Annotated in this window: 16 protein-coding genes; 10 read left to right on the forward strand and 6 right to left on the reverse strand. The window is 45.0% G+C overall.

Going from position 1 to position 14,535, the window contains the following annotated elements; genetic code table 11:
* Nucleotides 1-294: 294 nt before the first annotated feature.
* The gene (ampD, locus tag HRQ85_RS15430; protein WP_172379988.1) at nt 295-894 is read right to left on the reverse strand and encodes a 1,6-anhydro-N-acetylmuramyl-L-alanine amidase AmpD; all 600 of its coding nucleotides are present in this window, start codon (nt 892-894) and stop codon (nt 295-297) included.
* Nucleotides 895-977: 83 nt separating this feature from the next.
* Between ampD and nadC the strand changes: the two genes are divergently transcribed.
* The 8 genes from nadC (at nt 978) to yacG (ending at nt 8,069) form a co-directional block, all read left to right on the forward strand.
* The gene (nadC, locus tag HRQ85_RS15435) at nt 978-1,868 is read left to right on the forward strand and encodes a carboxylating nicotinate-nucleotide diphosphorylase (protein ID WP_172379989.1); all 891 of its coding nucleotides are present in this window, start codon (nt 978-980) and stop codon (nt 1,866-1,868) included.
* 255 nt (nt 1,869-2,123) lie between these two features.
* A complete protein-coding gene (locus HRQ85_RS15440) occupies nt 2,124-2,537 on the forward strand; it encodes a pilin (RefSeq protein ID WP_172379990.1) in 414 nt (137 codons plus the stop codon).
* 3 nt (nt 2,538-2,540) lie between these two features.
* Nucleotides 2,541-4,226 carry a type IV-A pilus assembly ATPase PilB gene (gene pilB, locus HRQ85_RS15445; RefSeq protein WP_172379991.1) on the forward strand — a complete coding sequence of 562 codons (1,686 nt, stop codon included), beginning with the start codon at nt 2,541-2,543 and terminating at the stop codon, nt 4,224-4,226.
* A gap of 14 nt (nt 4,227-4,240) precedes the next feature.
* Complete coding sequence (locus HRQ85_RS15450) at nt 4,241-5,470, forward strand: type II secretion system F family protein (protein WP_172379992.1); 1,230 nt, start codon at nt 4,241-4,243, stop codon at nt 5,468-5,470.
* A gap of 66 nt (nt 5,471-5,536) precedes the next feature.
* On the forward strand, nt 5,537-6,406 hold the full coding sequence (locus HRQ85_RS15455) for a prepilin peptidase (RefSeq protein ID WP_172379993.1): 870 nt from the start codon (nt 5,537-5,539) through the stop codon (nt 6,404-6,406).
* A gap of 2 nt (nt 6,407-6,408) precedes the next feature.
* On the forward strand, nt 6,409-7,023 hold the full coding sequence (gene coaE / locus HRQ85_RS15460; RefSeq protein ID WP_048612337.1) for a dephospho-CoA kinase: 615 nt from the start codon (nt 6,409-6,411) through the stop codon (nt 7,021-7,023).
* A gap of 26 nt (nt 7,024-7,049) precedes the next feature.
* The gene (zapD, locus tag HRQ85_RS15465; protein WP_017063237.1) at nt 7,050-7,790 is read left to right on the forward strand and encodes a cell division protein ZapD; all 741 of its coding nucleotides are present in this window, start codon (nt 7,050-7,052) and stop codon (nt 7,788-7,790) included.
* A gap of 81 nt (nt 7,791-7,871) precedes the next feature.
* Nucleotides 7,872-8,069 (forward strand): DNA gyrase inhibitor YacG, encoded by a 198-nt coding sequence (gene yacG / locus HRQ85_RS15470; protein ID WP_017106879.1) that lies wholly within the window; start codon nt 7,872-7,874, stop codon nt 8,067-8,069.
* A 347-nt stretch (nt 8,070-8,416) separates the two neighbouring features.
* Here yacG and rplS read toward each other — a convergent pair whose 3' ends face one another.
* From rplS to ffh, 5 genes are all read right to left on the reverse strand, one after another.
* A complete protein-coding gene (rplS, locus tag HRQ85_RS15475; RefSeq protein ID WP_004735514.1) occupies nt 8,417-8,770 on the reverse strand; it encodes a 50S ribosomal protein L19 in 354 nt (117 codons plus the stop codon).
* A 59-nt stretch (nt 8,771-8,829) separates the two neighbouring features.
* Complete coding sequence (trmD, locus tag HRQ85_RS15480; RefSeq protein ID WP_017061056.1) at nt 8,830-9,570, reverse strand: tRNA (guanosine(37)-N1)-methyltransferase TrmD; 741 nt, start codon at nt 9,568-9,570, stop codon at nt 8,830-8,832.
* Nucleotides 9,571-9,596: 26 nt separating this feature from the next.
* On the reverse strand, nt 9,597-10,151 hold the full coding sequence (gene rimM, locus HRQ85_RS15485; protein ID WP_017063236.1) for a ribosome maturation factor RimM: 555 nt from the start codon (nt 10,149-10,151) through the stop codon (nt 9,597-9,599).
* 24 nt (nt 10,152-10,175) lie between these two features.
* Complete coding sequence (rpsP, locus tag HRQ85_RS15490; protein ID WP_004410028.1) at nt 10,176-10,424, reverse strand: 30S ribosomal protein S16; 249 nt, start codon at nt 10,422-10,424, stop codon at nt 10,176-10,178.
* Between the two features lie 212 nt (nt 10,425-10,636).
* A complete protein-coding gene (gene ffh / locus HRQ85_RS15495) occupies nt 10,637-12,031 on the reverse strand; it encodes a signal recognition particle protein (protein WP_172379994.1) in 1,395 nt (464 codons plus the stop codon).
* A 200-nt stretch (nt 12,032-12,231) separates the two neighbouring features.
* Here ffh and HRQ85_RS15500 point away from each other — a divergent pair, with 200 nt between their 5' ends.
* Both HRQ85_RS15500 and HRQ85_RS15505 read left to right on the forward strand, forming a co-directional pair.
* Nucleotides 12,232-13,026 (forward strand): cytochrome C assembly family protein, encoded by a 795-nt coding sequence (locus HRQ85_RS15500; RefSeq protein ID WP_019825854.1) that lies wholly within the window; start codon nt 12,232-12,234, stop codon nt 13,024-13,026.
* A 127-nt stretch (nt 13,027-13,153) separates the two neighbouring features.
* On the forward strand, nt 13,154-14,425 hold the full coding sequence (locus tag HRQ85_RS15505) for an HlyC/CorC family transporter (RefSeq protein WP_019825852.1): 1,272 nt from the start codon (nt 13,154-13,156) through the stop codon (nt 14,423-14,425).
* Nucleotides 14,426-14,535 lie beyond the last annotated feature (110 nt).

Consider the following 14,535-nt stretch of genomic DNA (forward strand, 5'->3'; position numbering starts at 1 on the left):
GGTAATACTTTTGGGGAGTGTTCGTGCTAGAAAGTTTCAGGATAAAAATGAATTGTTTCAGAAAGATTAGCGTCACTTGTTTAAAAATCGAACCAAGCGCACATTTAGGGTGGAAATTCTGTTCATAAGTTTTAATAAATGAGTGTTTGATAAGTTCGTCACACTCTCAATTTATTGATGCGCTTCTCTCCACCACTTTCTTTACATCGCAACAACAAAAATTCACAAGTCATTATGCTAGGCGTTGACTATTCAACGCCCACCAGCGGTAAGGCCATCGTCAAAAACGGAGGCTTAAACTTTGAGATTTTTTTTAAACTTCTGCCAATCGAACACCAAGCCAGGGTCAGTTTTACGCAGAGGCGCTATGTATTGATGGCCAGTGATACGTTCGCTGGTGATTTGAGGGAACGTCGATACGATCGTTGCTGTTAGTTGGCTAAGCGCTTGATACTGCTGCTCGGTGTAAGCCACAAAGTCACTGCCTTCCAGTTCAATACCAATCGAATAGTCATTGCACCTTTCACGCCCTGCAAAACTCGACTGGCCAGCATGCCAAGCTCGGTCTAAGAAAGAAACGAACTGCACCACTTCCCCATCGCGACGAATCAAACAGTGCGCCGATACGCCCATTTGGTGAATCACCTTAAAAAATGGATGTTCCGAAGCGTCGAGTTTACCCGTAAAAAATTGTTCGATGTAAGGCCCACCAAATTGCCCCGGAGGCAGGCTAATGTTATGAACCACCAGCAGCGAGATATCGTCGGCACTCGGTCGAGCATCAAAATACGGAGAAGGAACATGCCGAGCGTTGTCATACCATCCGTTGGAGCTGATCGTCATCTTGGTCTCACTTTCGTTTCTGCTAGCACAATAAGATGTGACCTTGCCCATAGAGCAGTCGCGCTAGCCTCTTTAATTTGAAGTTAAGCAAGAGTATCATTCCATTCCCACTCCCTTTCAAGATTAGATTTGCGATGAAAAACACACATAACAGCCACCAACGCCTAGACTACTTAAAAGAGCAACTGCCTCTAGAGATCACTCGTGCAGTCGCTGAGACCATCAAAGAAGATCTAGGTGGAACGTTAGATCCATCGGCTGATATTACGGCAAGTCTAATCCCAGCAGACGCAATCAACATTGCAACCATCATTACCCGTGAGCACGGCGTGTTCTGCGGTAAAGCTTGGGCTGATGAAGTGTTTAAGCAATTGGGCGGTGAAGTGACTATCGAGTGGAATGTAGAAGATGGCGACAAGGTTGAACCGAACCAAACGCTTTGCACGCTAACTGGCCCAGCACGCGCGCTATTAACGGGTGAGCGTAACGCAATGAACTTCATTCAAACGCTATCTGGCTGTTCGACTACAACGGCTATCTACGCAGACAAAATCAAACACACTGAATGCCGCTTGTTAGATACTCGTAAAACGATTCCTGGCCTACGCAGCGCACTGAAATACGCGGTGGCTTGTGGTGGCGGTTTCAACCACCGTATTGGTGTGTTCGATGCTTACCTTATTAAAGAAAACCACATCATCGCTTGTGGTGGCATTGAGAAGGCTATCTCTACTGCAAAAGAGCTGAACCCAGGTAAGCCAGTGGAAGTTGAAACCGAAAGCCTAGAAGAGCTAGAGCAAGCGATCAGTGCTGGCGCAGACATCATCATGCTAGACAACTTCACCACAGACATGATGCGTGAAGCTGTGAAAATCAACGCTGGCCGTGCAGCATTAGAAAACTCAGGTAACGTTACTTTAGACACTATCGCAGAATTCGCTGAAACGGGGGTTGATTACATCTCTGTTGGTGCACTCACTAAGCACTTAAAAGCGATGGATTTATCAATGAGATTCAAAGCTTAATCTATTGAAATATAAATAACTTATTTATAAAGGCACGGTTAACTACCGAGCCTTTTTTATTGCCTAATTTATCAGTATTTCAATCACTTATTTAAGTTGATCGCATAAATTTGCGCGCCATATGAAACAAGATACCAATAAGTACAAAACCGCTCGCGACCACACCTGAACACCATTCCACTTACCCACCTCAAATTCTATTCTTTCCAACAACCAGTGCTTGCGCTGAAACAAACTAAACAATGGAATAGGACAATGAATAACAAAAACAAAAGAACAACTCAGAAAGGCTTTACGCTGATTGAATTGATGATCGTAGTGGCGATTATTGGTGTGCTGTCGGCGATTGCAGTGCCAGCTTATAAAGATTACGTATCAAAAAGTGAATTAGCATCAGGATTTGCCACCATAAAATCAGTGATAACACCTGCAGAGTTATATATACAAGAGAACGGATCTATCTCCAGTGCATCACCGAGTGATTTAGGTGTTTCTGCAGGTTCAAATAGTTTGGGGGTTATAGCCATTACAGATAAGAAGATAACCTTTACTCATAATAAGGGCGCCGTCTCTGGAGCTAAGTTTACATATGAAAGAGATGACGATCATGGTTGGACATGTAAGTTAGAAGACCATGGCAGTAATGACAAACCAAAGGGCTGTAGCTAGAGAATGCTCACCAACCTCCCAACCGTTCTCCGTCAAGCTAACTTACTTAGCCTGGTTCAAGAACAAGCCGTTGCGGAACATATACATGCTTCAGGTGTATCTACACCTGAAGCTTTGCTCGTTCTGGATTTGTTCAGCGGCGATTCCTTAGCAAAAAACATCAAAACCATCTTCGGCTTACCGTTAGTGCAACTGGCCAGTACTAACTACGAAACCTTGTGTGAGCAATTGGGGCTTCGTGAGTTGATCGCCAAGTATCGCGCCATTCCAATTTCAGTTTCTAGCTCCACTCTCACACTCGCTTCTGCCGACCCTACGGATTTACAAGCTGAAGATGACTTTCGATTCGCGACAGGATTACAGATTGAATTGGTTGTCGCTAATTACTCTGAATTAGAAGGCGCAATACGAAAGCTGTATGGCCGTTCTATTTCCGGACAAGACTCCAAGCGTAAAGAGATCACTCAAGATGAGCTCGCTAACCTTGTTGAGATATCTGATGACGAGATAACTTCGATTGAAGATCTCAGCCAAGATGACTCCCCTGTCAGTCGCTTTATCAATCAGATACTGGTTGATGCGGTGCGTAAAGGCGCATCGGATATCCACTTCGAACCTTATGAAGAAAACTACCGCGTGCGTCTACGTTGCGATGGCATCCTTGTCGAAATTCAACAGCCCGCTTCTCACTTAAGTCGTCGTCTATCAGCTCGCTTAAAGATCCTCGCCAAGCTTGATATCGCTGAACGCCGCTTGCCTCAAGACGGTCGTATTAAACTGCGTCTAAATGACGACTTAGCGATTGATATGCGTGTATCAACGCTGCCGACCTTGTGGGGTGAAAAGATCGTTCTTCGACTGCTTGATAGCAGCGCGGCCAATCTAGATATCGATAAATTAGGTTACACCGAAGATCAAAAAGCACTCTACCTCGATGCGCTAAAACGCCCGCAAGGGATGATCTTAATGACCGGGCCTACTGGCAGCGGAAAAACCGTCTCCCTATATACTGGCCTTAGAGTGCTTAACACTACGGAACGCAACATCTCAACAGCTGAAGACCCAGTGGAGATTAACCTGTGTGGTATCAACCAGGTACAAGTAACACCTAAGATCGGCTTTGGGTTTGCTGAAGCACTGCGATCATTTTTACGACAAGATCCTGATGTTGTGATGGTTGGAGAGATCCGCGACTTGGAAACCGCAGAGATCGCGATCAAAGCATCGCAAACCGGTCACTTGGTGCTTTCGACACTGCACACTAATTCCGCCGCAGAAACCGTCACTCGACTCGCTCATATGGGGATAGAACCCTTTAACCTCGCTTCCTCATTGAGTTTGATTATCGCCCAACGACTGGCAAGGCGGTTGTGCAACCACTGCAAAGAAACTGACGATTCACCAGGCATATTTCTGCGTCACTCGATCCCTAACAGCCAAACCATCTACAAAGCGAATCCTCAAGGGTGTAATGAGTGTAACCAAGGTTATTCGGGGCGAGTGGGTATCTATGAAGTGATGCTGTTTAGCGATCAACTGAAAAGCAGCCTGATCGACAAACCGAACGCGTTAGCCATTGAAAACTTGGCTCGTCGAGAAGGCATGAGAACTCTGCAAGAGTCAGGGTTAGATAAATTGCTTGAAGGCACCACCAGCTATCAAGAGCTGCAACGAGTTCTGTACATATAACCAATGGAGCACCAATGAGTAGCAAGTCCAAACAATCACAACTAAAAAGCTATCACTGGAAAGGCATTAACAGCTCAGGCAAGAAAGTGTCTGGGCAAACCTTAGCGCTCACCGAACTAGAGGTGCGAGAAAAGCTCAAAGATCAGCACATTCAAACCAAGAAGATAAAAAAGAAAAGCATCTCTGCGCTGACTCGTTTAACACATCGCGTAAAACCCAAAGACATCACTATTTTGACTCGACAATTGGCGACTATGTTGGCGACTGGTGTCCCTATCGTGCAGGCCATCAAGTTGGTATCAGACAATCATCGTAAGGCTGAAATGAAGTCCATCCTTTCGCATATCTGTAAAGGTGTAGAAGCAGGCACTCCGATATCAAAAGCGATGCGAACCGCAAGCCGTCACTTTGATGATCTCTACACCGACTTAGTCGCGACGGGCGAACTTTCCGGTAATCTAGCGCAAGTATTCGAACGCTTGGCAACTTATCGAGAAAAGAGTGAACAGTTAAAGTCTAAGGTTATAAAAGCACTGATCTACCCAGCGATGGTGGTCATTGTTGCACTAACTGTCTCCTACCTAATGCTAACCATGGTAATCCCCGAATTTGAATCTATGTTTTCAGGGTTTGGTGCCGATCTCCCTTGGTTTACTCAACAAGTTCTTCATCTTTCTCATTGGATGCAGGCTTACAGTTTTTATACTGCTGTGGGCATAGGTTTGTTGGCGCTATTGGTCCATCAATTGTGTCAGCGCTCTTACTCGATTCGATTATCAGCCAGTCGCTTAGGCTTACGCTTCCCAGTGCTTGGTGGTGTGATGGCCAAAGCCTCTATTGCCAAATTCAGCCGCACGCTATCCACCAGTTTTAGTTCTGGTATTCCGATTCTCATGAGCCTTAAAACCACCGCAAAAACCGCAGGCAATTTACATTATGAATCAGCGATTATTGAAGTTCACCGTGAAACTGCAGCTGGAATGCCGATGTATATCGCGATGCGCAATACCAATGCCTTCCCTGAAATGGTGTTACAGATGGTGATGATAGGTGAAGAGTCAGGCAACCTTGATGATATGCTCAATAAAGTCGCTTCCATTTACGAGTTTGAGGTCGACAACACCGTCGACAATTTGGGCAAGATTCTAGAGCCACTGATCATCGTGTTTTTAGGTACTGTCGTTGGTGGGCTTGTGGTTGCGATGTACTTACCGATCTTTAATCTTATGAGTGTGTTAGGATAGTTAAAAGCAACTAAACACCCATGAGCAGCAATCTCTGCTCACCTTGATTAAGTGGTAAAGGACACTATGGAAGTATTTCACTACTATCCTTGGCTATTCCCCGTATTAGCTTTCATTTTTAGCCTTCTTATCGGCAGCTTCCTCAACGTAGTCATACACCGTTTACCGATTATGATGGAACGCGAATGGCAACAAGAGTGCTCGGAATATTTCTCTCAATATAAAATTCCAGCGCCAGAGGGAAAGTTCAATCTCAGCATTCCTCGTTCAACCTGCCCGAAATGCAAAACCCAATTAAGAATCGTCGATAATATTCCAGTGTTAAGCTGGTTGTTCTTAAAGGGTAAGTGCCACAGCTGTGCTAATCCAATCAGTGCTCGCTACCCTTTGGTCGAACTGCTTACCGCAATACTTTGCACAATGGTTGCTAGCCACTTTGGTTTCAGTTACTACGCCATTGCTTTAATTTTTTTCACCTTCGCATTGATTACCGCGACCTTTATCGATCTCGATACTATGTTGTTGCCTGATCAAATCACCTTGCCTTTGGTATGGTCCGGTATCGCTTTAGCACTGTTTAATATCAGCCCAGTATCGCTGCAAGATTCCGTGGTTGGCGCAATGGCTGGCTACCTAGCTCTGTGGTCGGTGTATTGGTTGTTCAAACTACTCACAGGTAAAGAAGGCATGGGTTACGGTGACTTCAAACTCCTGGCTGCGCTTGGGGCATGGCTGGGTTGGCAGCACTTGCCTATGATCATCCTTTTATCTTCGCTCGTAGGCCTTGTGTTTGGTTTGATTCAACTTCGCCTGAAACAGCAAGGCATCGATAAAGCCTTTCCATTTGGCCCTTACCTTGCAATTGCGGGTTGGGTAAGCTTGATATGGGGTAACGACATCATGGGTTGGTATTTCACTTCTGTACTAGGAATTTAACCATGGCAATCATTATCGGATTAAGCGGTGGTATCGCCAGTGGCAAAACCACGGTCGCTAACCTGTTCAATGAGCATTTTAATATTGATATTGTTGATGCTGATATCGTGGCACGTGAAGTGGTTGCGCTGGGCAGTGACGGTTTAAAACAGATTACAGAACACTTTGGTGAGTCTATCTTGCTTGAAGATGGAACACTCAATCGAAGTCGACTGCGCGAGCTGATCTTCTCAGATCCTAAAGAGAAGCAGTGGCTCAATGATCTCCTTCATCCCATGATCCGTGACAAAATTGACAGTGACCTGTCTAAAATCACATCCCCGTATGGTTTATTAGTTGCACCGCTATTGGTAGAAAACCAAATGCAAGGCATGGCCGATCGCGTATTAATTGTTGATGTGCCAGCAGAAGTTCAAATAGAACGTACGATGAGTCGTGATAATGTTTCTAGGGAACAAGTTGCATCAATTTTAAAATCACAGGCTTCAAGAGAACAACGCTTAGCAGTTGCAGATGACGTGATTAAAAACCATACTAAAAACCAAGAACTTTTGCCTCAAATCACAGATTTACATCAAAAGTATCTGGCAATCAGTGCTGTAGATGGGTCAGAATAGAACAATGTTGAATGAAGGTTTGCTCGATGATCACCCATAAATTTGAACATCCTCTAAATGAGAAAACACGCATCTACTTAAGAGTCGAATCACTCTTGAGGCAGCTACACTTGTCTTCTACATTTTCCGATGCTCAACAGTATCAACTCTTTTTCCGTTCCATCTTTGATCTGATTGAAATCTTTGAACAGATCCAACTCAAGAGCGAACTAGCAAAAGATATTGAGAAGCAACGTGTAACCTACAAAAGTTGGTTGGATGTTGAAGGTGTCGATCAAGAGATGCTGACATCACTGCTTAATGACATTGGTAACATCTATCGTGATCTGATGCAGGCAGAGCGTTTTGGCCAATCACTTAAAGAAGACCGCTTCCTGAGTGCGATTCGCCAGCGCTTTAATCTTCCAGGTGGCTCATGCTGCTTTGATTTACCGGCACTACATTATTGGCTGCACCTTCCTCTCGATAAGAGAATGAGAGATGCCAAAGCTTGGATGGATAGCCTACAGCCTCTGTATGAAGCGCTAACACTGTGGTTGAAGCTCACCAGAGAGACTGGTCACTTTAAAGAGCAAATCGCTCGTGCTGGCTTCTTCCAGAGCGATGCCGATGAAGCGAATATCCTTCGTCTGTCTATTCCAATGCAATACGGTGCCTACCCGATGATCTCAGGTCACAAGAACCGCTTTGCAGTTAAATTCATGAGCTTTGAAACTGGGCAAGCCTGTACTCAAGACATCGAATTTGAATTGGCGATCTGCACCTAATTGATTTCCTTTTATAGTTTGGCTTGAGTCTTCACTCGGGCCTAAACTCACTATTATTACCCCCTCAAATTAAGAATCACTATGTCGAAGAAAATCACCATCGTTAAATGCCCTCAATGTAATACTGACGTTGAATGGGGTGAACAAAGCCCGCACCGCCCGTTTTGCAGCAAGCAATGTCAGATGATTGATTTCGGTGAATGGGCAGACGAAGAGAACAGCATCGCTGGCGCACCAGACATGTCGGATAGCGATGGTTGGTCGGAAGATCCGTACTAGGCGAGTAGCGAGTAGCGAGTAGCGAGTAGCGAGTAGCGAGTAGCGAGTAGCGAGTAGCGAGTAGCGAGTAGCGAGTAGCGAGTAGCGAGTAGCGAGTAAATGTTGAAGGGTTGGCGTTTAACGTCAATCCTTTTTTATTGCCTATAACACGGCGCTAGTAGAGATTCCCTACTCCTTCCTTCGTCTGTCTAGGGAATGACGGTTAAATATGAGTTTCGGTTTGGTTCGTCATCCTCAAGAGTGAGGTACGAGCGAATTGGGGATCTCTTACCTGCTAAGCTACAAATAACAGACACAAAAAAGCGGAGCCAAATGGCTCCGCTTTTATCGATAGAATGCAAAAAGAATTACTTCTTAGTAAGCTTCTCTTTAATACGAGCTGACTTACCAGAACGCTCACGTAGGTAGTACAACTTGGCACGACGTACTGCACCACGGCGTTTAACTTCGATGCTATCAACCATTGGAGAGTGAGTTTGGAACGCACGCTCTACGCCTTCACCGTTCGAGATCTTACGAACTGTGAATGCAGAGTGTAGACCACGGTTACGAATAGCGATTACAACGCCTTCGAAAGCCTGTAGACGCTCACGGTCACCTTCTTTTACCTTAACCTGAACTACAACAGTGTCACCTGGTGCGAATTTAGGAAGGTCTGATTTTAGTTGCTCTTCTTCAAGAGCCTTGATGATGTTGCTCATTTGTATAAATTCCTAGAATAAACTGATACTAAATTTAATAGGTTACTGCTTGCTTTTCGTTAAGAGCGTTGCTCTTTAATGAATTCAGCCAGTAATTGTTCCTGTTCGTCAGTCAGAGCTAGGTTTTCCAGGAGTTCTGGTCTTCTTAGCCAAGTTCGGCCCAGCGATTGTTTTAATCGCCAGCGACGAATGTCCTTATGGTTTCCAGACTTGAGTACCGATGGCACATCTTTATCGTCTAGAACCTCAGGGCGCGTATAATGGGGACAATCTAGCAAACCATTTGCAAAAGAATCTTCTTCTGCTGAAGCGAAATCTCCAAGTACACCCGGAACAAACCGAGATACTGAATCAATCAGCGTCATGGCTGGCAGTTCGCCACCCGTCATCACAAAATCTCCAATCGACCATTCTTCGTCAACTTCAGATTGAATGATGCGCTCATCTACCCCTTCGTAGCGACCACAAATAAGAAGTAAATTCTCGTTTGTTGCCAGCTCTTCAACACCTTTCTGGTCGAGTTTACGACCTTGAGGTGAAAGATAGATAACTTTCGTCTTTCCCGGTGCTGCTTGCTTGGCAGTTGTGATAGCGTCGCGCAAAGGCTGAACCATCATTAACATGCCAGGACCACCACCGTAAGGTCTGTCATCAACAGTGCGATGTTTATCATGAGTGAAATCACGAGGATTCCATGTCTCAATAGATAAAAGACCTTTTTTAACCGCTTGACCTGTTACTCCAAAATCAGTAACAGAACGGAACATTTCAGGAAAAAGGCTAATAATGCCAACCCACATGTGTTCTCTCGCTCTGTAATTTGGAGTTAGAATCCAGGATCCCAGTCAACTTCGATCCGGCGAGCTTCGCGATCAACTTTCTTGATCACTTGCTCTTCAAGGTACGGTACTAACCGTTCCTTTTGGCCAAAAGCATCTTTAAGATTTGCTTTGATTACTAGAACATCGTTCGAGCCAGTTTCTAATAGGTCAGTGACCTCACCAAGGTCGTAACCTTTAGTGGTAAAAACTTGCATACCGAACAATTCGCGCCAGTAGAATTCATCTTCTGACAATTCAGGTAACGAAGCAGGGTCAATAGCAATTTCAAAGTTAGTCATCAGTTGCGCGTCTTCACGAACATCTAATCCCGCTAGCTTACATACATAACCTTGGCCATGACGTTTCCAGCTCTCAACTTTGTACTCAACCCACTTACCCTTTAGGTTTAAATACCAAGGGCTGTAATCAAATATGCTTTCAGCATTGTCTGTGTAGGAGAACACTTTAAGCCAGCCACGAATACCATAGGTAGACCCAAGTTTACCCATGACAATTCTATTGTTTTGCTCGCTCATAGTTTCTTTACCCTTCATCGACATAAGCTATTTCTCTTTAAAAAAGAATTAAGCCGCTTTTTGAGCGTCTTTAACTAGCTTAGCTACACGATCAGATAGAGATGCGCCTTGACCAACCCAGTGGTTAACACGATCTAGGTCTAGACGTAGACCTTCTTCTTGACCTTGAGCAGTAGGGTTAAAGAAACCTACTTTCTCGATGAAACGGCCAGTTGCAGCGTTACGGCTATCCGCAACTACGATTTGATAAAATGGGCGCTTCTTTGCACCGTGACGTGCCAAACGAATGGTTACCATGTCGTCCTCTTTGCTTTCTTAATAAAATAATTAACCCCAAGTATAAGTAAATAGCTTGGGGTCTCGTGCCAAATTAAAGCCCCGGAATTTTACTCTTATTCCGGTGCAATGCAAGGGCTTTAGCTATTTTTTCACCAACATAGCTGCCGTACACTTTCTGTGACACGGCTAACACTATGAAAAGTAACGTAGCTAAAGCTTACATTTGTAGATTATCGACCAAACGGGTTAAAGCCACCACCCATTCCGCCCATACCTCCACCGCCGCCCATCATGCCTTGCATGTTGCGCATCATGCCTTTCATGCCACCTTTCTGCATCTTCTTCATCATCTTCTGCATTTGGGTGAACTGCTTAAGCATACGGTTTACATCTTGTACCTGTGTACCAGAACCAGCGGCAATACGCTTTTTGCGAGAGCCTTTGATTAGGTCAGGGCGTTGACGCTCTTTCATGGTCATAGAGTTGATGACCGCTTCCATCTGCTTGAACATCTTGTCATCAACTTTATCTTTAACGTTATCTGGTAGCTGAGACATGCCTGGAAGCTTATCCATCATGCCCATCATGCCGCCCATGTTTTGCATCTGACCTAGCTGTTCACGGAAGTCTTCAAGGTCAAAGCCTTTCTTCTCTTTGAACTTCTTAGCCAGTTTCTCTGCTTTCTCGGTATCAACGTTTTTCTGTAGGTCTTCAATGAGAGACAGTACGTCGCCCATACCTAAGATACGAGAAGCAACACGATCTGGGTGGAACGGTTCTAGTGCGTCAGTCTTTTCACCAACACCCAAGAATTTAATCGGTTTGCCTGTGATATGACGAACAGACAGAGCAGCACCACCACGCGCATCACCATCAACTTTCGTCAAGATAACACCGGTTAGTGGTAGCGCATCACCAAAGGCTTTTGCAGTGTTCGCAGCATCTTGACCTGTCATTGCATCAACAACGAACAGTGTCTCTACTGGTTTAATTGCAGTATGAAGCTCTTTGATCTCGCCCATCATCTCTTCATCGATAGCCAAACGACCCGCAGTATCGACAAGTAGCACGTCGTAGAATTTCTTCTTCGCGTGGTCGATTGCAGCGTTTGCAATATCAAGAGGCTTTTGATCAGCTGAAGATGGGAAGAAGTCTACGCCAACATCGCTTGCTAACGTTTCAAGCTGTTTGATTGCCGCTGGACGGTAAACGTCGGCAGATACAACCAAGACTTTCTTCTTGTCACGCTCAGTTAGAAGCTTAGATAGCTTACCTACCGATGTGGTTTTACCCGCACCTTGTAGACCCGCCATTAAGATAACGGCTGGCGGCTGCGCTGCTAGGTTAAGAGCCTCGTTAGACTCACCCATCACCGCTTCAAGTTCAGCTTGAACGATCTTAATGAATTCTTGACCAGGCGTTAGAGATTTAGAAACCTCAACACCCACAGCGCCTTCTTTTACGCGCTTAACAAAATCGCGGACAACGGGCAGTGCAACGTCGGCTTCAAGTAGCGCCATACGTACTTCACGCAGCGTCTCTTTAATGTTGTCTTCGGTCAGACGACCTTTACCGCTGATGTTCTTCAGCGTTTTGGATAGACGATCCGTTAAATTATCAAACATAGTTTTCTCTTCGCTCAAAACTGCGACTATTACTGTGAGTATACATTAGCGCGGATTAGAGTCATACCCGTTGTAGAGCGTTAATCATCCGTGCTTGTGATGTGAGACATTATTCACTTGGAATTGAATGAGGTTCGCCATAGCCCCAAAGAGCGATGCGAGGTATAATTCGCCAATTAATAATCATTAAAATGGATACCATGGACAGTCTTATTGCGATCGCAGCAGCCTTTCTTTATACAATGGCGATTTCCACGATCATTCCAGGTCTCGTGCACCAAACAGGAATCCGTGTAAAAACGGTGTTTATCAGCGCATTACTTGCTCTAGCTTTCCATGCTTGGTTGCTTGGCGATTTGATTTTTAATGCCAGTGGCCAAAACCTCAGTATCTTGAACGTTGCTTCATTAATCAGTTTAATCATATCCGTGGTAATGAGCGGTGCAATGCTCAAAACCCGTCTGTGGTTTATCTTGCCCGTCGTTTATAGCTTCGCTGCGCTAAACTTGATGGCTGCCACTTTTCTTCCAAGCACCTTCATCAAACATCTAGAGAATGACCCAAAACTGCTCGTGCACATCTCTTTGGCTCTATTCTCATACGCAACGTTAACTATCGGTGCGCTATACGCCCTGCAACTTGCTTGGCTAGATCACAAACTTAAAAAGAAAAAAGCCTTAGTGATAAACCCTAACCTACCTCCTTTAATGATGGTGGAAAGACAGCTTTTCAAGATCATTTTGATTGGTAATGGCTTATTAACGGGTACTTTGTTGACGGGTCTCATCTTTGTACAAGATATGTTTGCTCAAGGAAAAGCACACAAGGCTGTGTTGTCTTTTATCGCTTGGGTTATCTACTCCATCCTTCTATGGGGTCACTATCAGAAAGGCTGGCGTGGACAGAAAGTCACTTGGTTCGCACTGGCCGGTGCCAGCATGCTCACATTAGCCTACTTCGGTAGCCGCTTCGTCCAGGAAATCATCCTGAACTAGTCTGTAAAATAAAGGCAAGGTCTCACATACCTTGCCTTTAAAATATTGAGTGCAAGACATTCAATTGACATCTCGACCATGTTCGGTCATAAATTAATCAAGATACACAAATAGGAAAAGAATAGTTTTGGACGACATATCAACGGGTATCTTATTTGCGCTACTCGCGTGTCTCATTGTAATTTCTGGTTATTTCTCTGGTTCCGAAACGGGCATGATGTCCCTGAACCGCTACCGTTTAAAGCACTTGGCCAATACGGGTCATAAAGGTGCCAAACGCGTAGAAAAACTTCTGAACCGCCCAGACAGATTGATTGGCCTCATTCTCATCGGCAACAATCTCGTCAACATTCTTGCATCTGCGATCGCTACTATTCTTGGTATGCGCATCTACGGGGATATCGGTGTGGCTATCGCTACTGGTACCCTGACTCTCGTGATCCTCGTATTCGCCGAGGTAACCCCAAAGACCATCGCTTCTCTATTCCCTGAACGTGTCTCTTACGCGAGTAGTATCCTTTTGATGATACTTATGAAGGTACTATCACCATTGGTGATCTTAGTGAACTTTATTACCAACGGCTTCATTCGTATCTTAGGCGTCAAAGCCAGCCATGATGCAACCGACCACTTGAGCTCCGAAGAGCTTAGAACCGTAGTAAATGAAGCAGGTAGCTTAATCCCTCAACGTCACCAAGATATGTTGGTGTCTATTCTGGATTTAGAGCACGTCACCGTGAACGACATCATGGTGCCGCGTAATGAGATAACTGGTATCGACATCAATGACGACTGGAAATCTATCGTTCGTCAATTGACCCACTCGCCTCATGGCCGCGTGGTGCTGTACCGTGACCAAATAGATGAAGTGGTCGGCATGCTTAGGCTGCGTGAAGCTTACCGCCTGATGCTTGAAAAGAACGAATTCAATAAAGAGACACTGCTGCGTGCCGCAGATGAGATCTACTTTATTCCTGAAGCGACACCACTCAACATTCAGCTACTCAAGTTTCAACGCAATAAACAGCGTATCGGTTTGATTGTTGATGAGTATGGCGACATCAACGGCTTGGTTACATTAGAAGATATTCTAGAAGAGATCGTAGGTGAGTTTACCACCTCTATCGCCCCAAGCTTATCAGAAGAAATTACTCCGCAAAGCGATGGCAGCTTCTTGATTGAAGGTAGCGCCAATATCCGAGATATCAACAAAGGCTTACAGTGGGCACTGCCTACCGATGGCCCAAGAACGCTGAATGGTTTGATACTGGAACATCTTGAAGATATTCCAGAGAGTCACCTAAGTGTTCAGGTTGCCAGCCACCCAATGGAAATTGTTGAGCTTGAAGAGAACCGCATCAAACTGGTTCGCGTGTTCCCACAGATCGTGAACGGCTAACTGAGTTATCACTGAATCTCTGTCTCGCCCTAAAATACGTTGACGAAAAAGGCCCGGTTCATTGAACCGGGCCTTTTAGTATCTAACTCGCCCTATCTAGGGTAGCTATC

This window comes from Vibrio sp. Vb339, from assembly GCF_902751245.1.
GTDB lineage: Bacteria > Pseudomonadota > Gammaproteobacteria > Enterobacterales > Vibrionaceae > Vibrio > Vibrio coralliirubri.